General features: G+C 31.0%; 20 protein-coding genes and 1 tRNA gene. 5 read left to right on the top strand and 16 right to left on the bottom strand.

Annotated features, from left to right (window positions below; translation table 11 throughout):
- Positions 1–40: 40 nt before the first annotated feature.
- From BXY80_RS10950 to BXY80_RS10895, 12 genes are all read right to left on the bottom strand, one after another.
- Complete coding sequence (locus tag BXY80_RS10950) at positions 41–2869, bottom strand: M16 family metallopeptidase (protein ID WP_120201871.1); 2829 nt, start codon at positions 2867–2869, stop codon at positions 41–43.
- A 137-nt stretch (positions 2870–3006) separates the two neighbouring features.
- The gene (locus BXY80_RS10945; RefSeq protein ID WP_120201870.1) at positions 3007–3891 is read right to left on the bottom strand and encodes an SDR family oxidoreductase; all 885 of its coding nucleotides are present in this window, start codon (positions 3889–3891) and stop codon (positions 3007–3009) included.
- Between the two features lie 42 nt (positions 3892–3933).
- A complete protein-coding gene (locus BXY80_RS10940) occupies positions 3934–4296 on the bottom strand; it encodes a DUF1304 domain-containing protein (protein WP_120201868.1) in 363 nt (120 codons plus the stop codon).
- Between the two features lie 69 nt (positions 4297–4365).
- Positions 4366–4914: a DinB family protein gene (locus tag BXY80_RS10935; RefSeq protein ID WP_162843308.1), complete on the bottom strand. Its 549-nt coding sequence runs from the start codon at positions 4912–4914 to the stop codon at positions 4366–4368.
- 56 nt (positions 4915–4970) lie between these two features.
- A complete protein-coding gene (locus tag BXY80_RS10930; protein WP_120201864.1) occupies positions 4971–5507 on the bottom strand; it encodes a Crp/Fnr family transcriptional regulator in 537 nt (178 codons plus the stop codon).
- A 159-nt stretch (positions 5508–5666) separates the two neighbouring features.
- The gene (locus BXY80_RS10925; RefSeq protein ID WP_120201863.1) at positions 5667–6317 is read right to left on the bottom strand and encodes a hypothetical protein; all 651 of its coding nucleotides are present in this window, start codon (positions 6315–6317) and stop codon (positions 5667–5669) included.
- A gap of 47 nt (positions 6318–6364) precedes the next feature.
- The gene (scpA, locus tag BXY80_RS10920; protein WP_120201861.1) at positions 6365–8485 is read right to left on the bottom strand and encodes a methylmalonyl-CoA mutase; all 2121 of its coding nucleotides are present in this window, start codon (positions 8483–8485) and stop codon (positions 6365–6367) included.
- 30 nt (positions 8486–8515) lie between these two features.
- Entirely contained in the window at positions 8516–9184 is a 669-nt protein-coding gene (locus BXY80_RS10915) for a hypothetical protein (RefSeq protein WP_147376128.1), read from the bottom strand.
- Positions 9185–9195: 11 nt separating this feature from the next.
- On the bottom strand, positions 9196–10560 hold the full coding sequence (locus tag BXY80_RS10910) for a methylmalonyl-CoA mutase subunit beta (RefSeq protein ID WP_120201857.1): 1365 nt from the start codon (positions 10558–10560) through the stop codon (positions 9196–9198).
- Positions 10553–10879 (bottom strand): FtsB family cell division protein, encoded by a 327-nt coding sequence (locus BXY80_RS10905; RefSeq protein ID WP_120201855.1) that lies wholly within the window; start codon positions 10877–10879, stop codon positions 10553–10555. Before BXY80_RS10905 ends, BXY80_RS10910 begins: the two co-directional genes overlap by 8 nt.
- A gap of 1 nt (position 10880) precedes the next feature.
- Complete coding sequence (gene udk / locus BXY80_RS10900) at positions 10881–11486, bottom strand: uridine kinase (RefSeq protein ID WP_120201853.1); 606 nt, start codon at positions 11484–11486, stop codon at positions 10881–10883.
- Positions 11487–11520: 34 nt separating this feature from the next.
- Positions 11521–12627 carry a PQQ-dependent sugar dehydrogenase gene (locus tag BXY80_RS10895; protein ID WP_120201851.1) on the bottom strand — a complete coding sequence of 369 codons (1107 nt, stop codon included), beginning with the start codon at positions 12625–12627 and terminating at the stop codon, positions 11521–11523.
- A gap of 119 nt (positions 12628–12746) precedes the next feature.
- On the opposite strand from BXY80_RS10895, the gene BXY80_RS10890 reads away from it, so the two are divergent.
- From BXY80_RS10890 to BXY80_RS10880, 3 genes are all read left to right on the top strand, one after another.
- Positions 12747–12821, top strand: a tRNA-Pro gene (locus BXY80_RS10890).
- 231 nt (positions 12822–13052) lie between these two features.
- Positions 13053–14306 carry a site-specific integrase gene (locus BXY80_RS10885; protein ID WP_120201849.1) on the top strand — a complete coding sequence of 418 codons (1254 nt, stop codon included), beginning with the start codon at positions 13053–13055 and terminating at the stop codon, positions 14304–14306.
- A gap of 111 nt (positions 14307–14417) precedes the next feature.
- The gene (locus BXY80_RS10880) at positions 14418–15290 is read left to right on the top strand and encodes a CPBP family intramembrane glutamic endopeptidase (RefSeq protein ID WP_120201847.1); all 873 of its coding nucleotides are present in this window, start codon (positions 14418–14420) and stop codon (positions 15288–15290) included.
- 46 nt (positions 15291–15336) lie between these two features.
- On the opposite strand, the gene BXY80_RS10875 is transcribed toward BXY80_RS10880, so the two are convergent.
- The 4 genes from BXY80_RS10875 to BXY80_RS10860 all read right to left on the bottom strand — a co-directional run bounded on the left by BXY80_RS10875 (position 15337) and on the right by BXY80_RS10860 (position 20277).
- Positions 15337–16098 carry a LytR/AlgR family response regulator transcription factor gene (locus tag BXY80_RS10875; protein ID WP_120201845.1) on the bottom strand — a complete coding sequence of 254 codons (762 nt, stop codon included), beginning with the start codon at positions 16096–16098 and terminating at the stop codon, positions 15337–15339.
- A gap of 11 nt (positions 16099–16109) precedes the next feature.
- Positions 16110–17957, bottom strand: coding sequence for a sensor histidine kinase (locus BXY80_RS10870; protein WP_120201844.1), 1848 nt, complete (start codon positions 17955–17957; stop codon positions 16110–16112).
- Positions 17954–19156 (bottom strand): histidine kinase, encoded by a 1203-nt coding sequence (locus BXY80_RS10865; protein ID WP_245977269.1) that lies wholly within the window; start codon positions 19154–19156, stop codon positions 17954–17956. Before BXY80_RS10865 ends, BXY80_RS10870 begins: the two co-directional genes overlap by 4 nt.
- Before the next feature lie 86 nt (positions 19157–19242).
- On the bottom strand, positions 19243–20277 hold the full coding sequence (locus tag BXY80_RS10860; RefSeq protein ID WP_120201840.1) for a hypothetical protein: 1035 nt from the start codon (positions 20275–20277) through the stop codon (positions 19243–19245).
- Between the two features lie 256 nt (positions 20278–20533).
- Here BXY80_RS10860 and BXY80_RS10855 point away from each other — a divergent pair, with 256 nt between their 5' ends.
- Both BXY80_RS10855 and BXY80_RS10850 read left to right on the top strand, forming a co-directional pair.
- Positions 20534–21028 carry a T9SS type A sorting domain-containing protein gene (locus BXY80_RS10855; protein WP_120201838.1) on the top strand — a complete coding sequence of 165 codons (495 nt, stop codon included), beginning with the start codon at positions 20534–20536 and terminating at the stop codon, positions 21026–21028.
- 5 nt (positions 21029–21033) lie between these two features.
- A complete protein-coding gene (locus tag BXY80_RS10850) occupies positions 21034–22890 on the top strand; it encodes a tail fiber domain-containing protein (protein WP_120201836.1) in 1857 nt (618 codons plus the stop codon).
- Positions 22891–22900: the final 10 nt, after the last annotated feature.

Below are 22900 nucleotides of genomic sequence, written 5' to 3'. Positions count from 1 at the left end.
CTTTTATAGCTGCTCTTTAGTAAACAATATTTTATAATATTTATTTTTCAGGATTATGAATTCCTAAGATGAATCCTTTAGTTAAATATTTTTTAGCCACGTTTTGTAAATCTTCTTTTGTAAGGCTATTAACACTCTTTTCGAATTCAAAAATCTTTGAAGCATCTTTGTTTTGGTAATCAGCATTTTTTAAAGTTCTTAACCAAAACCTATTCTTTTTCATGTTCTCTTTATACTCTAAAATTTGAGCTTCTTTAATTTTAGCTAAATCTTTATCTGTTGGTCCGTTAGCTATTAGCTTATCAACTTCTGCTAAAGCTGCTGTTTTTAGTTTTTCAACATTTTCTGGTCCACAAGGAAAGTTTATATTAAAGGAATACCATCCATAAGGCATTTTTCTTATACTTGCTCTTGCTCCAGCACCATAAACACCACCTTCTTCTTCTCTAAGTTTTTCTATAAGCTTAATTGATAATACTTCTGCTAAGCTTTTAAAAGCATGCGCTTCTTTTTTATTATATGCTGTTGCACCTTGATACGTTATTCTTACTGCACTTTTTTCATCTTCACCTTTCTCAATTATTTTAGTATGGCTTCCTGTTCTTGGTCTAAAATTTGATACTTTATAATCTTCTCTTGAGTTACTTGAAGGTAAACTAGCAATGTATGTCATTACATATTTTAATAACATTTTCTCTTCAATATTACCTACAAAGTAAAACTTAAAGTCACTTGCATCTGCAAAACGTTCTTGGTATTTTTGGTAAGCTAAATCGTAATCTGCTTTGTCCATAGCTTCAGCAGTTGGGAAGCCCATATATCTTGGATTGTCACCATATATAAATTTACCCATTTCGTTTTGAAAGTAAAATTGAGGACTAGCCATTAGGTTACCAACAAAAGCTTTTTGTTTTTCTTTAAAGGAATTGAATGCTTTTTGATCTTTATTTAATGATGTAAAATATAAATGAATTAATTGAAAAAGCTCTTCAAAATCTTTTGGTGTTGTGTTACCAGAGAGTCCTTCACTATAGGTGCCAATACTTGGTCTAACACTCACAATTTTACCAGAAAGAATCTTACTTAATTCAACTTTATTAAAATTATTTACACCAGCTTCTGCTAAGCCTCCATTTGCGAAAGTTGTTGCTTTATATTCTTCATCGGTGTATAATGAGTTTCCTCCATAACTAAAGGCATCAAATAAAATCTCATCGTTTTTAAAATCGGTTACTTTATAGGTCACTGTTGCATTATTACTAAGTGTTAATTTCGTTGTGCCTAATACATCATCTTTTTTATAATCGACAATGCTACCCATTTCTGGTAAATCACTCATTAAAGAAGCTGCTACTGCTTTATCTTCATATGGTTTTAAATCAGCATTTTTTACAGTTTCTAAAAGTGTTTTTACCTCATCTTCTGTAACTTTAGTAACACCTTCTTTTTCTGGACCAGTAATTACAACAACTCTGTTATCTTCTCTAATATAGTTTGAGATTAAACTGTTTATTTCGTCTAATGTGATTTTTGGTAATTCTTGTTTGTAATAGTTATATTCCCATTCAATTCCAGGCATAGATTCATTTTCTAAAAAATGTCTTACATATTCACCAATTATTCTATTAGATTCGGTTTTGTCTTTATCTTTAAAAGACTTTTCCATACGCGCTAGAATGTCTTTTTTTGCTCGGTCAAATTCACCTTCATAAAAACCATATTTCTTTACACGTTCATTTTCTTCAAGTAGTATTTTTAAAGCATTTAATTGACCAGTTTCGCTAGTCATAGCAAATGATTGGTATGCATTTTTAGTTCTTGCCCAAGTGCCTCCATGAAAACTATAGCCATAAACAAAAGGAGGATTTTCTCCATTTCTAAGTTCGTCTAAACGGTTGTTTATCATTTGAGAGAAAAGCGATTCTACAATAGATTTTCTGTAATCTTCAACAGTCACATCAGCTTTTGCGTTATCAGTATCTTTAAACATTATCTGCACATTAGAGAATGAAGCTTCTTTGTCAGACTCAATTGCAATTAAAGTTTCTTTGTGGTTGGGTAATTCAAAAACAGGTCTTGGTCTTGGGTTTTTTGCAGCAGGAATACTTCCGAAGTGCGACTTTATTTTTGCTTCTAAAGTTGCAATATCAATATCACCAACAGCCATAACTGCCATTAAATCTGGTCTGTACCAATCTTTATAATAACGTTTAATACTTTCGTAATCAAACGTTTCTAAGTTCTCTTTTGTACCAATTGGTAAACGTTCTGCATATTTAGAACCATATAAGATTTTTGGTAAATATTTTTGCATCATACGTTCATTAGCACCTTTACCTAAACGGTATTCTTCAAGTACTACACCACGTTCGTTATCAATTTCTTCATCCGTTAAAAGTGCATTGTGCGCCCAATCTTCTATAATTTGAAATCCTTGCTCTAATTTTTCTGGGTCATCACTAGGAATTGGAAGTATATAAACCGTTTCATCAAAACTTGTATAAGCATTTAAGTGGGCTCCAAATTTTACGCCTATACCTTGAAGGTAATCTACAAGCTCATTTTTTTTGAAGTTTTTGGTACCATTAAAACACATGTGTTCCATGAAATGGGCAAGACCTACTTGGTCGTCATCTTCAAGAATTGAACCAGCATTTATAACAAGTCTTAGTTCGACTTTGTTTTCTGGTTTTCCGTTATTTTTAATGTAGTAGGTGAGACCATTACTTAGTTTCCCAATCTTTACTTCAGGATTAAATGGAATTTTTTCTTCGGGAGCAATTGTAGTTTTTTGTTCGAGGACTTCTTGTGCATAACTTGTAGTTACGAAAGTAAGTGCAAAGAACATTAGTTTTAATGTTTTTAGCATAATGTTTAAAGTTGTTTTTGATTTATAATTGTTGTTAACAACAAAAATAACTAAATTTTTAGTTGGATATTGTATAAATGTAATATTTTTCTTAAAAAAAAATGTTCAAATATTTGATTTTTAGAGCGTTGATTTCGTTATTTTTTACTTTTCTTTGAACGAATCATAGCTTCTAATTGATTCCACATGTTTTGAGGAATGTCTTCTAAGAGATTAAATTCTCCAGCACCTTTTAGCCATTCGCCACCATCTATGGTAATAACTTCTCCATTAACATAAGCTGAAAAATCAGATACTAAATAAGCGGCTAAATTTGCTAATTCTTGGTGTACACCTACACGTTTTAAAGGTACTTTTTTGGCCATATCAAACTTATCTTTTAAATCGCCAGGCAATAACCGATCCCAAGCACCTTTTGTAGGAAATGGACCTGGAGCAATGGCATTAAAACGCATACCATATTTTGCCCATTCAACAGCTAAACTTCTAGTCATAGCCAAAACACCAGCTTTTGCTGCAGCACTTGGTACAACATATGCAGAACCTGTCCATGAATATGTAGTTACAATATTTAAAACAGTAGTATTAGTTTGTTTTGTATCTATCCAATGTTTCCCAAAAGCTAGCGTACAGTTTTTTGTGCCTTTAAGCACTATATCTATAATGGTATCAAATGCGTTTGCTGATAAGCGTTCGGTTGGAGAAATGAAATTCCCAGCAGCATTATTTAATAATACATCTACTTGACCAAATTTATCAATAACTGCTTGATGCATTTTTTCTACCTCATCATAATGACGTACATCGCATTGAAGTGGGAGACAAGTGCCTCCAGTTTCTGTTTCTAGCTCTTGAGCTGTATTTTTAAGTTTCTCTAAATTTCTTGATGTAATAGCAACGTTTGCACCAAGCTCTAAAAAATACTTACTCATGGCTTTTCCAAGACCACTTCCGCCACCAGTTACTACTATAGTTTTTCCTTTTAGCGCATCATCACGAAGCATTTTTGCTGAATAATTCATATGTATTTTAAAAGTTAGATTAAATGTTTTGTTTGAAAATAATTACTTTATTATAACTAAGAGTATACCAATGATTGCTGGTAAGGCTTGTACAAAAAATATTTTTTTTGAAGCGGTTAACGTACCGTAGATACCAGCAACAGCAACACAGCCTAAAAAGAAAAGTGCCACGTTGGTTTGCCATTCGCTATTTTCAATAAAGAAAGTCCAGATTAAACCTGCAGCAAGAAACCCATTATAAAGACCTTGATTAGCAGCTAGGTTTTTGGTTGGGGCAAATAAATCTTTAGGGAAATGTCTAAATACTTTTGGTCCTCGAGTTTCCCATGCAAACATCTCGAACCATAAAATGTAACAGTGAATAAAAGCTACCAATCCAATTACTGTTTTTATTGCTATGTCCATAAAGTTAGTTTTTAGTACTATTTTATTTTTTGAATTGGACTAAGTTAGCAAAAAGGATTGTATCTATTTTTAAAGTTTAGCTTTTAAAATGTTTTTTTCTGCTTGAACAATATGTCTTTGGTTGTGATAGATAACAACCCTAAACGTATCTCCTAATCTTAGCTTAATTAATTTAGAAATTGAAATAGCTGTTTTTGTTTTGGTAAGATTTACTTTTTTTGATTTATCTAATAAATTAAGAAGTTTATGTTGCTGATCTATAAACTTAGTTAAAACACCTTTGCTTAAGTTACTACCTAAAGGATTCATTGATTTAAACGTTTTCATAGTATTCAACTTTTCTTTTGGCAGCATGTTTTTTGCAAAATAGTTGCCTAACCATCCGCTTTTAAAAACTTCTGAAGCTTTATGTTTTGATGCATCAATTTGTTTTTCTATTTCAGGAATATAAAAATCACTATATCTATTTAAATGTTCTATACATTCTAAAACACTCCAACTTTCAGGGGTAGATTTCCAATTTAGTATCTCTAGTGATAATTGGTTGTAGGCTTCAACCTGGTTGATGTTTTTTCTTGTTGCCTCTAATAAATCTTGAATTAAATCTTTTGATGTCATATCTATTTGCTTTTTACAAAAGTCAATGTTTTTTCATTTTAAAACATTGATTGAAATTAAGATTTTTTAATTCTCGAAAGTGTTTCTGGTGTCATTCGTAAATAAGAGGCAATGTATTTATTTGGTATTTCTTGAAATAATTGCGGACTACGCTTTAACACTCTATTATAACGCTCTAAAGGTGATGTGGTTAATATGTCTCTTTCACGTTCCATTTGTTGTAAAGCGAAGCTTTCTAAAATGGTTTCCCACAGTTTTCTGTTTTCATCTGTAGACGCTATAAATGCTTTATAAGCAGATTTGCTTATTACCTTTAATGTAGTTTTTTTTAGTGCTTGAATGTATAATTCTGATGGTTGGTCACTTAAAAAAGAATCGAGAGCTGCAATTAAATTATCTCTATAACCAAATCTAATAGTGTGTTCTTCATATTGGTCTACAACAAAAATTCTCAGGCTACCATTGAGTATTAAGTAAAGGTTAGTGTCTATAGTACCTTTTACTTTTAAATATTCATTTCTTTTTAGCTCTAGTTTTTTATCCCATAGCTTTTGAGCATTTATTTTTTCGATTAGATTAGGTATAGGATTCATTCGTGGTTTGAAAATATGTTATATTTTGTTTTTATCTAATATAGTGCTTACGTGATTGTGTATGGGTTTTGTTGTATGGTTAAGTACTAAATTTAGCAAATAAGCAATAGATAGAAAGTCTGTGAGGATTTTCGTAAGTAGACAATTACTAGCAATTAATTAGACATGTTTTTGTATAATATTATTTTCCCAAACTATCATAATTCCTTGCGTAAATCCATATCCATAGCCACCACCGCCAACTTCATGCATTCCACATGAAATATAAGAACTTCCAGATTGTATTCCTTCTATTTGTTTTATAGACCAGCCATTATTATTCATGTCAGAAATTATACTATTGAGTTCGTTCAAGTCATCTATTTCTATTCTTTCATGTAAATTGGTTTGTTCGACTAGTTTTTTACTTTTTTCATATCTCTTAAAACAATAGTTGTATTCTTTTTGCAAGATTAACTCGTTAAGTTCTTCTAGATTAAATTCTGAAGCAATTTTAATGTGAAGACGTTGTTTTATCGAGTTATTGTTTAATTCCGACTTTAATAATCGTTTGTCAATATTATTAATGTCTAGAATGTTTTTATCTTTTAATGATAATTGAGTTTTAAACTCATTTTTTACTTGATTATATTTATTTAGAGCTAGGTTTTCGTCTTCGTTTAATGTTCTATATTTTCTATTTGGGTGACTATCTAAATAGTTTTGTAGGTCTTCTAGACTTTCTTTTTCTTTAATTTGTTCATTTCTTAATTCGTGGTCGAAGTAAGATTTTGAGTTAGAAAATCTAAAAAATGTAATTTTATTTGTCATTTGAGGTTTTTGTTAATGTTGCGCAGCTATTGTTTAATAGTATATTATTAATCAATTAGAATCTCCAAGATTTTAATTGCGGCATCACTAATTTTTGTGCCTGGGCCAAATACAGCTACAGCACCTGCATCAAATAAATATTGGTAGTCTTGTTTTGGGATTACACCACCAACAATAACCATAATATCTTCGCGACCATAGTTTTTAAGTTCCTCGATAACTTGTGGTACTAAGGTTTTGTGTCCTGCGGCAAGTGATGATACGCCAAGTATATGTACATCGTTTTCTACAGCTTGTTTTGCAGCTTCTTGTGGTGTTTGAAATAATGGGCCAATATCGACATCAAAACCAACATCGGCATAACCAGTAGCCACAACTTTTGCACCACGATCATGGCCATCTTGCCCCATTTTTGCAATCATAATACGTGGTCTACGACCATCTTGTTCTGCAAATTGATCTGCTAATTCTCTAGCTTTTTTAAAGGATTTATCGTCTTTAATTTCTTTACTATACACGCCTGAAAATGATTTTATTTGTGCTTTATAACGTCCAAATTCTGCTTCAAGAGCATCACTAATTTCACCTAATGTAGCGCGTTCTCTAGCTGCTTGAACTGCTAAAGCTAATAAATTTTCGTTTCCTGAGCGTGCAGCTTCAGTTAAATTTGAAAGCGCAACATTAACTTTTTCTGTATTCCTTTGGGCTTTAATGGTATTTAAACTTTCTATTTGCTGGTTTCTTACTGTTTGGTTATCGACCTCTAGAGTTTGTATTGGATCTTCTTGATCTAATCTATATTTATTAACACCAACAATTATATCTTGACCAGAATCAATGCGTGCTTGCTTACGAGCCGCAGCTTCTTCAATTCTAATTTTTGGGATACCAGCTTCAATGGCTTTAGTCATTCCGCCAAGTTCTTCAACTTCTTCAATAAGTTGCCAAGCTTTTTGAGCAATACCGTGTGTTAGTTTTTCTACATAATAACTTCCAGCCCAAGGATCTACTGTTTTTGTAATCTTAGTTTCTTCTTGTAAATAAATCTGTGTATTTCTAGCAATACGGGCAGAAAAATCTGTTGGTAAGGCAATAGCTTCATCTAAAGCATTGGTATGCAGCGATTGTGTGCCGCCAAAAGCAGCAGCAGCAGCTTCAATAGTTGTTCTTGCTACATTGTTAAAAGGATCTTGCTCTGTTAAACTCCATCCTGAGGTTTGGCAATGTGTACGTAATGCTAATGATTTTGGGTTTTTTGGATTAAATTGTTTTACCAGTTTTGCCCAAAGCATTCTGGCTGCTCTCATTTTGGCAATTTCCATAAAATGATTCATACCTATGGCCCAAAAGAACGATAGGCGAGGCGCAAAGGTGTCTATATCCATTCCGGCAGCTAAGCCTTTACGTATATATTCTAGACCATCTGCAAGAGTGTATGCGAGCTCAATATCACAAGTAGCTCCAGCTTCTTGCATGTGGTAGCCAGAAATACTAATGCTATTAAATTTTGGCATGTTTTTACTAGTGTACTGGAAAATATCTGAAATAATTTTCATTGATGGCGTAGGCGGATAGATGTACGTGTTACGTACCATAAATTCCTTAAGGATATCATTTTGGATGGTTCCTGCAAGTTGCTCAGGTTTTACACCTTGTTCTTCTGCAGCAACAATATAAAATGCCATAATTGGAAGTACAGCACCATTCATGGTCATAGATACCGACATTTTATCTAAAGGAATTTGGTCGAAGAGCACCTTCATATCTTCTACACTATCTATAGCTACACCAGCTTTACCAACATCACCTACAACGCGTTCGTGGTCAGAATCATAACCGCGATGTGTTGCTAAATCAAATGCCACAGAAAGTCCTTTTTGGCCAGCAGCAAGATTACGTCTGTAAAAGGCATTACTTTCTTCAGCGGTCGAAAATCCAGCATATTGACGTATGGTCCAAGGTCGACGCACATACATTGTTGAGTATGGGCCACGAAGATTTGGAGATATACCTGCAGCAAAATTTATATGCTCAAGATTTTTGATATCTGTTTTTGAGTATGACGATTTTACATCAATATTCTCGGCAGTAGTAAAAATCTTTTCAGCTTCGAGTTTTTGGCTTTTGGCTTGTGATTTTAATGATATATGTTGGAGAATTTTTCGCATTAAACGGTATAAGTTGTTTTATGTTAGCTATTAATGATTATGTCCAGCATGAGGATCTTTTTCTTTTGCAACAGGCTTTACAAGTGGTTGTATTTTTGGGTCTTCTTTTTTAATTGCTTCTTTTGGCTTAACATTATTTAAGTCTATGTTTAATAGCTCTGAGTAAAAATAATCTAGGGCAACATAAGTTGATAAGTATTTGTCTTTAGTTATTTGCATTACTGAAGATCGCAAAGGTGAACCAAAGGTTTTCTTTTTCATACTGTTGGTAGATAGTAGCGCATTAAATGTTGTTTTCATACCACTATCATTCATATTCTGCGCAAGACATTTAACGACTGCCGAATTATAATCTAATTTGTTGTCTTTAAATATATCAGTGTTTTTTAAAGCATTAAGTACTTTGATAGTATGATCTGAAACAATATCTGTGTTTGATACTCTTTTTGCAAAAGCATCTCTAATAAAGACATTATAGGCTCTAGATAAATTTTTATTAGTAGCATCATAATGATTTGTTATATCATTTTCAAACGAAAGAACAGCTTCACTTAAAAGTTTATCATTTTCTACACCACAATTAATAATTGGAGTTTCACTTGCAAACTTAAAGTCATTAAATGTTGTTGTTTGTTTGTTACAACTTAATGTATTTAGCATTAAAATTGCTAAAGAGATTTTGATGATTGTTGATTTCATGTGTTATATGTTTATTCGGTTTTTAATCTATTTTGTTCTAAAGTTTCAGCTAGACGCTTTTCTATTATTGGTTCTATTAATGTTTTTATTGAATTCGTTTTTACAAAAGGATAAAGCTCTAAACTATCTTTCATTTTATCATTAGGGTTTGGATGTTTGTTAGTTCCTAATAATATCTCCTCATTTGCATTAAATTGCTCTTGTTCTTTATTTGCGCTTTCTTTAATTTTTCGTTGTATAGTTCCTTCTTTAAGCTGTTTTAAAAAACCGCCATTAGTTTCTATCTCTTTAAAAAGGTTTAATGCTTTTTCTGAAAGCTGTTGTGTTAAATCTTCTATGTAATATGCGCCATCTGAAGGATTGTCTACTTTGTCAAAATAGCTTTCATGCTTTAAAACGAGTAATTGATTTCTAGAAATACGCTCTCCAAATTCATTGTCTTTATGATAAATAGCATCATAAGGTAAATTGCAAATTGTATTTGCTCCACCAAGTACAGCACTCATACATTCTGTTGTTGTACGAAGCATATTGGTGTTATAATCATAAATCGTTTTATTACGCTTTGTTGGAGTAGCAACAATGTGGCATTTTGTATTAATATTATATTCTGAAGCTAAAGTTTTCCAAAGTATACGTAAGGCTCTAAGTTTTGCAATCTCAAAAAAGTAATTCGTACCAACAGAGACTTTAAAAGTAATGCTAAGTGTTTGTTTTGCTTCGCTTGAAATGATAGAATCTAAATGGTTTAAATATTCATTTGCATGTGCTAATCCGTAAGCTAATTGTTGACTATTTGTTGCTCCAGCATTTTGATATAAAGACAAATCTATACTAAAAGCATTGGTCTTTTTTATAATAGTTTCAAAGTTTTTATGATCACTTTTTAGTGACGAAAACCAATTGCCAGATTTTGTAAGGTTGCCTATTATATCTATAAAAATTTGAGCTTGTTTATTTACTGATAAGATTTGCCCTACATAATTTGGTGATAAAAATTGTAATTTAAAATAGATTGGAGTAGTAGAGTTGTCAATATTACTTAGCAAATTTTGTATTGAAATATCCTCTGAAGGAATAATAAATTGTATGCTTTCTGCTCCTCTTTGTAAAGCATCTATTGCTTTTGCATTAGATTTTTCGACATTGGCAACAAAAATGGATTGACAAATTTTCCATTCAGTTGCTTTAGAATCAGATTGTTCTGGTAATGATTTAAAGTCGTCTTGATGATAAAAGGGTTTTACATCAATGTCTTCATTAGTTTTCCAAATTAGTGTGTCGTTATAGTCTGCGCCTTTTAAGTCGACTTGTATTTTCTGTTTCCATTCTTTAGATGAAACACTTTCAAATTCATTAAACAACGGTTTACTCATCTTCTTTCTTTTTAGGAATACTGTCTTGGTATTCAATAATGTAAATATCTTCGTTGTCTTTTTTCATATAGTATTTTTCTCTTGCTAATTTTTCAATACCATCGTTTGTGCTTAATTCTTTAATTTCTTTTTTATCTTTTTTAATTTCCTTTTTATAATAGTCTTTTTCGTTTTCTAAATCTTCAATATCTGTATTTAGTTCATGATGAATTAGCCATGAATTTGCATCAAAAAAAAGCATCCATACTGCAAAGACTATTAGTATAATTACAAATAGATTTTTAAAAGGTTTTAAATATTTTGTTTTGCTTTTGGGCATATTATAAACGTTGGTTAATTATAGTTTTAACTATATCAACTGCAACAGTATTGTATTTGTTGTTTGGTATAATAATATCTGCATACTCTTTCATTGGTTCAATAAACTGCTGATGCATAGGTTTAAGCGTATTTTGATAACGATTTAAAACCTCGTCTATATCTCTACCGCGTTCTGTAATATCTCGCTTTAATCGTCTAATTAAACGCTCATCACTATCTGCATGTACAAATATTTTAATATCAAACATATCTCTCAATTCAGGATTGGTAAGAATTAAAATACCTTCAACAATCATAACTTTTCGAGGCTTGGTTAAAATAGTATCTCCTGTTCTGTTGTGCTTAACAAAAGAATACACAGGTTGCTCGATAGTATTCCCTTTTTTAAGTTCTTTTAGGTGTTGTTCTAATAATTCAAAATCTATAGACCTTGGATGATCAAAATTAATGGCAACTCTCTCATCATAACTTAAATGTGATGTGTCTGTATAATAAGAATCTTGAGAAATAACACCAACTTCACCTTCTGGAAGTTCGTTTAAAATTTGATTAACAACTGTAGTTTTACCGCAACCAGTTCCTCCAGCAATTCCTATTATAAGCATATTTTTTATTTAATTTGATGTGACAAATTTAAGATTATTTCTTCGGAATAATTTTAACAATTCCTAAATTTTCTATACCAACATAAATATAGCCATCTGGACTTTGTTTAATAGAGCGAGCACGACCTAATCCATCTAATAAACGTTCTTCTTTTTCAACGTTATTGTCTTTAAGATAACAATTATCTACATAGCTAAATTTTAATGAGCCTACTAAAAGGTTTCCTTTCCAATCTGGATATTTATCACTTGTAATAAATGCCATTCCACTAGGCGCAATAGATGGAACCCAATAATGTAATGGTTGTTCCATTCCTGGTAAGTGTGTTTTGTTGGTGATTTTTGTGCCGTGATAGTTAATGCCATAAGTTATTACTGGCCAGCCATAGTTTTTTCCAGATTTAATGATATTAATTTCGTCGCCTCCTCTTGGGCCATGTTCATGGATCCAAATATCACCAGTTTTTGGGTGAATAACCATGCCTTGAGGATTACGATGTCCATAAGAGTATATCGCTTTTTTTGCATTTGGGTTGTTTGCAAAAGGATTGTCTTTAGGGATTTTACCATTGTCATGTAAGCGATAAATTTTCCCACCATCACGAGTGATATCTTGAGGGTTTATATCTCTTTCTCCTCGATCACCAATGGTGAAAAATAAGTAATTTTCATTGTCTAAAACAATACGAGAACCAAAATGTTGGCCAGCACTAGTATTTGGTGATGCTTTATATAATATTTCTTTATTTACTAAAGTATTGTTTTGTAGTTTACAACGCATTATGGCAGTATGAGCACCTTTTTCTTCACCTTCAGGTGATGCATATGATATGTATATCCATCCATTAGTTTTGTAGTTTGGATGTAATTCAATATCCATTAAACCGCCTTGACCTAAAACTTCAATTTCTGGTAATCCTTTGATATTAGTTTTTGTGTTATTCTTAAAATGGATTAGCTGTCCAGCTTTTTCAGTTATTAAAATAGAATTGTCAGGTAAAAAAGTGAAACCCCAAGGATTGTTTAAATCTGAAACAACAAGCTCATAAGAATGCTTTTTGTTTACTGGGTTTTTATCTTGCGCACATGCAAAAAAACTTAGTAAAATTATATAAGAAAGAAGTAGATTTTTGGTTTTCATTTTTAATATACCTTTAGTCTTTAAATTTAGAAATAAAAACACTTAAATTATAAAGAAAAGCTATATATTTGCACCTCGAATTTCATGAGTTTTCGTGAAATTTAATTAGATAACTAATTCGGGGTGTAGCGTAGCCCGGTTATCGCGCCACGTTTGGGACGTGGAGGCCGCAGGTTCGAATCCTGCCACCCCGACAAAAATTAATACTAATAGAAACTAAAACCTTGTAAATCGTATGATTTACAAGGTTTTATGGTTTTTGGGTTATCATAAGAATTGAATTAATATGGTTTAATTCGGTTCACAATTCGGTTCACAGTTTTAAAACACAAAAAGTGTGAACCGAATTGATACTTAAAACTCTGTAATTGAAATAGTTGATTTGACTTTCGTCTAGATGAATGTTTAACTAAAAGACGACAACTATGCAATCACAAACCACCTTTACCCTATCATTTTGGGTTAATGCCACACGAGTAAAAAATAATCTAGTTTCAGTTTTCGCAAGAGTAACTGTAAATGGTAAACGAGCAAATATCAGTTTAAAACGAAAAGTAGTTTTATCCGAATGGGATTCCAAAAAAGGAAAAGCAAGAGGTAACAAACAAGAATCACGTTTACTCAACAGATATTTAGACCTGGTTAAAAATAGAATTTATGAAGCTCACGATGAGCTTGTAAAAGAGAAAACTTTTATTTGTGCCCAATCTATAAAAGCTCGCTTTTTAGGCGAAGACAGCGAAGAGTATTCTTTATTAACATTAGTAGATTATCATAATACACAAATGAGTGAATCATTAACCTATGGTACTTTAAAAAATTATTTCACTACTCAAAAATATATCAAGCTATTTCTAACCAAAAAGAAAGCACAAGACATTTATTTATCTCAATTGACGTTTCGGTTTTTAGTGGACTTTGAAAAGTTTTTGCGCTCCTATGTTCCGGAGGACCATCAGAAAAAAATGGAAAACAATACGGTAATGAAGCACATTCAACGGCTTCGAAAAATGGTCACATTGGCATATAAAATGGAATGGATAGATAAAGATCCTTTCATTAAATTCAAGCCCACTTATATTAAAAATGAACGAGAGTTTTTAAGAGAAGATGAATTACAAAGTATTATCGAAAAAGAATTTGAAATAGATAGATTGACTTTGGTTAAAGATTTATTTGTATTCAGTTGCTATACTGGCTTATCATATATAGATGTTATGAGCCTCAACGAAGACAATATCACTTTTGGCATTGATGGTGGTCGTTGGATTATCACTAACAGACAAAAAACAAATAATAAAGTAAAAATTCCAATACTTCCTATAGCTGAAGAACTTATTGAAAAATATAAAGGACATATCAAAACCAAGAAAACAAAGACTTTGTTTCCGAATATTTCAAATCAAAAACTAAATTCATATCTAAAAGAAATTGCTGATTTATGTGGTATTAAAAAGAATCTGACCTTTCATATTGCCAGACATACATTTGCTACGACAATAACATTGAGTAATGGTGTACCAATAGAAACGGTATCGAAACTTTTGGGGCATACCAAAATTGTTACGACTCAAATTTATGCTAGGGTGATTGAAAGAAAAGTGAGTGATGATATGAAAGCATTAAAAATGCAATTATCCAATGGTAAAGAAGATTTAACAAAAAGTCATGTTATTTAAAATATTTTCAGAATGGTGTCAGCTATCAAATAATCTCTGCCATTCATCAAAAGAACAATTGAATTCAGTTAAAAAGTGAATAGTTTTACATAAATTAAAAATTTGGTTAACATGTTAAGCGATTATAAACTCTTCCTTAAGCATCTTTATATTAAGGTTTCTAACAATAAAATTACATTCCTTCTGATCCTAATATTAGGGTTAACAATTGAGATGTTATCCTTTTACAATGGCAATGTTACTAATTCAACAGCTTATTTAGGAGTTTTATTATTATGCGTTTTACTTATTGAATTTTATACGTTTATAAGACCTATAAAGAAAGAATGGCTAATTAAAAAAGCCCGGCAAGAAAATATAATGGTCATGTTTTGCATATTTATTTCATACTGTATTTTGGCCATACGGTTTCTTGTTATTGATGATTTTCAAGCCACAGATAAATCAATAAAAATTGCACTTATGGTTTTTGTTGGGTTATTTATCTACCCTGTTTTTTTAGCTTTTTATTTTTTAAGATTAAAAAATTATAAACTAAAAGAAATCGGATTTGGAAATTGGAAATGCTTTTGGGTTGCCTTTCCTATAATAATTATGTTCGCCATAGTAGCGTTTGGAATAATGCCAGATAAAATTCAATTTGGTGATATAATAGAGGAGAAAGGTGTGCTTTCTCTTATAACTTTAGGTTTTTTAACAGCTGCTATTCCTGAAGAATTTACAAGATTGTTATTTCAAACGCGTTTAGGGAAAGTGCTTTCAAATAGAGGTCTAGGATGGTTTATAGCGTCTTTTATTTGGGCCATGGGGCATATTTTTATATTCAGTAATCAAACACAGGATTATTTAGGTGCTTTTATAAGTGCCATTGGTATTTTTCCATTGGGTTTATTTTGGGGTTACCTTACAGAAAAATTCAAATCTATGATACCTTCTGTATTAATACATGGAACTAATCTTTGGGGAATACAGAATATCTTTTAATAAAAGCAAATAATGTAGTCGTCTCATTAATTGGAAGATGTAAAAATTAGTTCCCTATCAATAAATTCATAGCTTGTACAAATTCATCTTTTTTAGATCTGGATATATTAACACGATCACCATTTTTCATAATAATATAACCACCATCATTACGAACAAATTTGTCAATGTTTTTTAGGTTAACCAAAAAACTATTATGCACGCGCATAAAATCATGATCGATAAATAGATTAACGTATTCCTTTAGATGTCTGCTAACAAGAATTTCCTTTTTATTCTCCAATACAAAAGAAGTATACGAGCCGCTAGCTTTACAATAAAGTATAGTGTCCACTTCAATAAAATCTAAACCGTCAGAAGTAGATAGGCATATTTTATTTAGTTTTGGTTTTTCTTGCTTGAGATTATACATTAAATTCTCTAGCTGTTTTCTATAAAGTTCTTGATTTTTTCGCTTTCTAGCTTTTTCAATAGCGTTATGTAATTCATCTAAATCTATAGGCTTAAGCAAATAATCAAGCGAGCTAAATTTCATCGCTTTAATGGCATATTGGTCAAATGCTGTTGTAAAGATAACTTCAAAGTTAAAATTTGGTAATAAGTTTAAAACATCAAAACCAGTACCGGATTTTATTTCAATATCTAAAAACACAACATCTGGTTTCTCCTTTGATATTACTGATACTGCTTCCTGGACTTCATCTGCCATACCAACAACAGTTATGTTAATGCAAAATTCTTCTAAAATATTCTTCAGAATCTTTCTGCTATTTTCTTCATCTTCAATTATTACAGCTCTTAAATCCATAGTCTTTTTTTTTAATGAATAAGAATTTTTATAATCACTTTAGTTCCTAATGAGTCTCCATCATCATTTTTCTTGTCAACAATAGTAATATTATTGGTTTCGTTATTTAATTGATTAAATAGATATAAACGCTCTTTTGTAACTTCTAAACCTCGAGATCTTTTTTTGCGGATAGATTTAATACTTTTAGAGTTTTCTCTACCAATGCCATTATCATCAATCTCACATATTAGAAAACCGTCTCTTTTGTAAAAGTTGATATCCAAACTATTTGCCCCAATTTTTTTGTTTATAAAGCCATGAAGAATTGCATTTTCTACAAAGGGTTGAATAACTAAAAGAGGAATTTCAATGGCGTCAGGATCTATATCATCAGACACGTTAATGGTATATGAAAATACATCTTTAAAACGCAGCGATTCTAATTCTAAATAATCTTTAAGCATGGCAATTTCTTCTGAAAGTAAAATATCAGTTTCAATAGAGCTTTCTAATATATTACGTGTAAAGCGACTAAATTTTGATAAATACTTTAATGCCGAAGTATTATCTTTTTTTGTAATTAAATACTGAATGGAGTTGAGTGAATTAAAAATAAAATGAGGATTCATTTGCGCTCTTAAGGCTTTGTTTTTATTACTGAAAGATTCTTTTTGGAACTTAATTTTCTCGTTGTATTCTAATTGTCGTTTATAAGTTAATCCATAAGAGAATACTAATAATTCAAAACAAGCACCTGTAATCATTCCTAATTCGTTGTTAAAAAAGAACAGCGAGAAAGCTCCAACTAAATAGAAAAATGTACCAATAATTACAAAATAACTTAACTTTGTTTTGGTTGTAAATAGTAAATAAATCATCCCTATAACACAAAAGCTAGATGTTATAAGTCGTTGAAATAATAATATGTATATATGTTGATAATAAAAGTCAAATAGTATAAAAAAAACATCTATAATAAATATAATACAGTTAATATAAACTAATAATTTCAACCCTTTATACAATTTTGGATACTCCAATTTTGTATTTAAATAGAATAAAATAAAAAGGGTATAAAAAATATTAGCCAATACTGTTATTATTTGAATTATAGCATAGTTATTTACACCAAATTGGTCTATAAGAATATCTAATAAACCAAAATTATCTGTGGTTAAGAACAGGAAAATAAATAATACATAAGTCGCATAGAATAGGTATTCTCTTCTTTTAGAATAGAAAAAAAATGTAATGGTTATCAAGAAAACTACGAGGCTTATTCCTGAAAAAATATATAAAGGAATTAAAGTCTTTATATCTTCATAGGTATAAAGAGTTTTATTTGAATTGTTATAAGATGAATTTCCATAAGTGATATACCATCTAGATATATAATCAAGAGCCGTTACATGTTTTAACTTAAGGTATAAATATCTATTATCTATTAAGTTATTACTATTAAATTCTACATCATAACGTTGTACTATTGAATGTTTTTCTTTATTAATATTAAATCGCCCAAACTTTTTTTCTACAATCCTACCATTCTGCTCGCTAAATAAAGAGGCAAGCTCAAAATTTCTGAATTGCAATTGCCAGATGCTATCTTTTTTAATAATACTAAACTCATTTATAAAATCAATTCTTAACCAATACGTTTCATTTGGATGTGTATTTCTTGCAAAGGTGTCAGGCTGTTTAAAAATAGTTTTCGAATTTGCAATTGAATCAATAGAAGTGTTTGGGTTATTTGTAATGTGAATAGTAAAAGGAACAACTTTGTAATCATCAATTACAGAGGTGTTTTGAGTATACGAAGTGAAGCCAACAATAAAAGTAAAAGCGAGTAATACAGTATGTTTTAATTTAAATATCAAAGACTTGTTAAATTTGGCAGTTTTAAATTTACAATACTTCCATTGGTTTTATCACTCTTTTTAATGAAAGTTATTTTTTTCTTAATATCATAATTTTTTACGGAATTCAGTAATTTTATTTGATCCTGCCAATCCATAATACTCTTTCTATACTCTGGAGTATATTGAGTTTTTGAAGGACAATTGGCATCGTGAAGATAGGTAATATGAATATTTATATAGTCATCGTTTGCCAAGAATTTTATATCAATTGTCTGATTTTTATGTTGATTAAAAATAGAATGCTCTACACTATTTTCTAATAAGGTTTGTAATATAAACGAAGGGATTTTGGCGTTTTCAAAATGTTTATTGGCTGGTGCATTTATATCGAACGTAAATTGATTACTATATCGCAAACGCTGTAATGATAGATACCAATGAATCATATTTATTTCTTCTTTAAGACAAACGGCATCTTTTCCTAAATACTTTAAATGGAAGCGTATTAGTTTGCTAAAAGTGGATAAATAAACAACGGCTAACTTTTTTTGCTCCGAAGTTATAAAATACTGAATACTATTGAGTGCGTTAAAAACAAAATGAGGATTTAGTTGTGAACTTAACGCTTTTAGTTTTAAATCAACAAGCTCTTCTTTTAGTTGTAATACCTTTTTATGTTTTTCTAAAACAGTCTTTTGGTTTCTAATGTTTTTTATTTTAATAGCACAAATTGAGGCTACTGCAGATAAAATGCGTAAATGCTGTTTTGTGAAATAATTTTTGTGTGGATGTTCGCAGTCTATCACACCATAGATATAATCAGAAGAAGAGATAGGGACTGCTATTTCAGATAATCTAATAGCATCATCAACAATATATCTAGAATCTTCAGACGTATTGTTAACAATTTCAGCAACTCCGGATTGTGCTACATACCCAGAAATTCCTTCACCTAGTTTAACACTAACAGGTTTATAAATATGCTCGTTTTTTTTGTTTTTTGGTCCAAATGCAGCTTTTTGAATTAATGAGTTAGTTTTATGGTTTATTAAATAGATAACACAATCTTCAAAGCCTAATTTGGCAATACAGTTCTGTGCTAAATCCCATAAAATATCATCTTCACTATCCTTACCTAATAAGGATTTGGAGAAGTAAATGAGGGTGTTTTCAAACTCTTCATTGTTAAACGCTGTATGTGGTATGCTTTGTTGCAAAATTAGTTTTATTGTTTGTTTGGTTTTAATCAGTTAATAGCAAAACACCTTTGCGTAAAATTTACAAAGGTGCTTTATTGGATTAATTAATCGGTTGGTAATTTTGAGATGTACATTTCTAATCCAGCATAAACATTTCCTCCTTCTACATTAAAATATGTGATTTTAAATAATGCTATTTTCCCATCATCGGTGAGCATGCTAAATAGTTTTCCTTGTTCTAATTGTGTTGCTCTTTGCTGATGTGTATTAAATGAAGCATTATTATAAATTGTCTCAATTTCATAGGTGTCATAAATGTTCAACTCATCAAAGTTTACCGATTCTGAATCTATCTCTTTAAATTTCGTAGTTGCTTTATCCTGGATTTCGATAACAAAATCAGTTTCTATTACAGCGTTTGGTGAAGATAAATAATAACCATAAGCGTCATTAAGGCTAAAAACAGCTGCAACTTTTTCGTTAATTTGAAGGTTTACAACATCACCCAAGTTTGCATTTTCAACGGTATCTCCATCTACTCGCAAAAAATGATTTACGTTAACATTAAATGGCTCAATTGGTAATTTTGTTTGAATAAAAAGCGATTCCACAAATTGTAAAGATTGCTTTACTTCAGCTTCAGCAAAATCTAATGATGTTGTATTATCGTTGGCATCAGTAACTATTGCTTTAAAGCTTAAATCTTTATCAACATCATTTATATTCAATATGTAATTTAAATTGTATGTAAAAGTATTACTACCTGCTATGTAGTTTGGATGATTAACATTAATAGTTTCGTATTCTGTAGCAATACCGTCAACAACTTTTTGGATAACTAATTGATTAAAGCCTTCAGGTGCAATAGCTTTTACAGAATACTGCAAAGATCCTGATTCAGGACTTCCTATAACGCCTTGATGTAATCCTGTATCACCGGAAAGTAACGATAAAGAAGGTTGTTGAATTGTAGGATTTGAGGTTGATGAGTCATCATCACTACTACAACTTGAGAGAGTAAACAATGCTAAAGCTATATAAGACACAACAGCCGCACACATGGCATAATAACCTATTTTATGTCTGAAATTGTTTTTTTCAAGAATAGGTTGTTCTAAATGTTTGTTCAATGGTTTCATAATTTTATTATTTTTTAAAATTTGTTGGGACAAACGTATAACCAAGGAGGCATTATTAAAAGATGCTTTTGATGAATGGTATTATAAGTTTGATGTTTTGCAGCAGAACCCTATTTTAAATTCATAATCCACTTGTAGATAACGGATTTCCTTGACTATAACCATTTATCAAAGATTCACTACCATCTATCAAAACACTATTTTTTAGTAGGTATTGCAACAGTAGTTTTGGCGTATAAAAACAAATATATACGTTATGAAAAAACTATTATTAAGCCTTTTGTTGCTATTTATCGCAACATATATTACAAATGCGCAGTCAATTTCTAAACAAGTTATTGGAAGTTCCGGATTAGTCATATCGAATGGCACACACACAATAAATTTTACTGTTGGTGAAACAATTGTAGGATTAATACAGAGTGATGAAGCTATTCATCAAGGATTTTGGGCAAATATGTCAGAGGAAACCACTCTAGGTATTGAAACACCTTTATCAAACACAAATCAGATAAGTGTATTTCCTAACCCTGCTACGAGCTTTATTAAAGTTAGTTACAATGAAAACGCTAATAATTTTCAAACAACACTTTATGATATAACTGGGAAACAGTTATACCATATTAAAGAACACGCTATTGGTAACGAAACTAAAATGGATATAAGCCATTTGCCAGGAGGAATGTACCTATTGGTGCTAAAGGAAAAATCTTCAAATTATAAACAATCATTTAAAATCATTAAAAAATAAATATCATGAAACAGTTATTACTTTTTATTAAATTGAACATAACGGTATTATTCATACTGTTAGGAGCATTTAGTTTTGCTCAAGAAGGCATCAATTATCAAGGCGTTGCTAGAAATGCAGAAGGCGAATTAATTTTAGACACCGAAATTACATTAGACATAAACATCAATAAAATCAGTGCAGATGGAGAAACCGTGTATTCCGAAACGCATAATCTTTTTACAGATGCTAACGGTGTGTTCTCATTGGTCATTGGTCAAGGTACACCAAGTCTAAATCTTTTTGAAGACATTAATTGGGCTGAAGATCAACATTTTTTAAATGTCTGGTTAGATGGCGAAGAAATAGGAACGACTCAATTCTCTTCAGTACCTTATTCGCAAGCTGTAGGTAAGTGGCAAGCACATAAAAATGGAGTAACTTCAAAATCAACAGGTGGTTCTATTTACATAGGTGAAAGTGCAGGTGAATTAGACGACTTCACTGATAACCATAATATAGGAATTGGTAAGAATGCCATAATGAGGAATACTACAGGAGAAAGCAATATTGCTTTAGGTAAAGAGGCCTTAAAATTTAGTTCTGAAGGTATTAGAAATATAGCAATAGGTGAACAAACCATGGAAAATAATTCTTCAGGTTCCAATAATATAGCTATAGGGAATAAAGCAATGCGTGAAAGTGGAACTGGAAATCACAATATCGCAATGGGTTATAAATCTTTGTATAGTAATTCTACTGGACTTCTAAATCATGCTTATGGTCACGAAACATTGTATTATAATACAACTGGAAGTTATAATATAGCTACGGGTTATCAATCTTTGTATTCTAACACAGAAGGAGAATATAATACCGCTTTTGGATATCAGGCATTACTGCACAATACGACAGGAAATAATAATATTGCCAACGGTGCATATGCGCTTTATGGGAATACTATTGGTGAATACAATATCGCTTTAGGACGTAGTGCTTTGGCAATTAATACTGAAGGGAGTTATAATATTGCGATAGGGAAATCTACGCTAGAGAGCGTGTCTAACGGAATTCTAAATATCGCTTTAGGGCTAAATACGCTATCAGATGTTCAAACTGGAGATAATAATATAGCAATAGGTAGAAATGCAGGTGCTAATAATGTGTCTGGAAATAATAATGTGTTTTTAGGATCATTTGCAGGATGGAGTGAAACAAGTAGCAATAAATTATATATTGGAAGTTATGTGTCAGAAGGACATACGCCTTTAATATATGGTGAATTTGATGATGCTATATTAAATTTTAATGCAAAAGTAGCAGTAGGAACACGTTTCCCTAAAGCACCATTGCATGTGGTTAATGGCACAGATGCTAACTTGAGTAATTACTCTGGTCAATTACTATTAGGAGAAGTTGATAGTGACAATCTTGTTCTTGATAAAAACGAAATTCAAGCGCGAAGTAATGGAGCTGCTTCAATTTTGTTTCTGCAACAAAATGGAGGTGATGTGTATGTTGGTAATGCTGTGGTTCATGCATCAGACAGACGTTTAAAAAGAGATATTAATGATATCTCTTATGGCTTAAATGAGATTCTACAACTACGCCCAACTGAATACTTTTGGAAAGAAAGAACTCAAGAACATAAATCATTAGGTCTTATTGCTCAAGAAGTAGATCAAGTCATTAAAAATGTAGTGACGTATGATGAAAAGCAGGATAAATACGGTGTAAGTTACACCGAGTTAATTCCTGTATTAATCAAAGCTTTACAAGAACAACAAGAAATTATTGAGCATCTTCAATCTAATCAGAAAAACCAACAAGACATTATTAGTGAGCTTAAAGCTGAAGTTAATACACTAAAAACTTCAAAATAATTGAATACTA

This window comes from Ichthyenterobacterium magnum, assembly GCF_003610635.1.
Lineage (GTDB): Bacteria > Bacteroidota > Bacteroidia > Flavobacteriales > Flavobacteriaceae > Ichthyenterobacterium > Ichthyenterobacterium magnum.
This window is presented reverse-complemented; position numbering and strand designations above follow the sequence as displayed.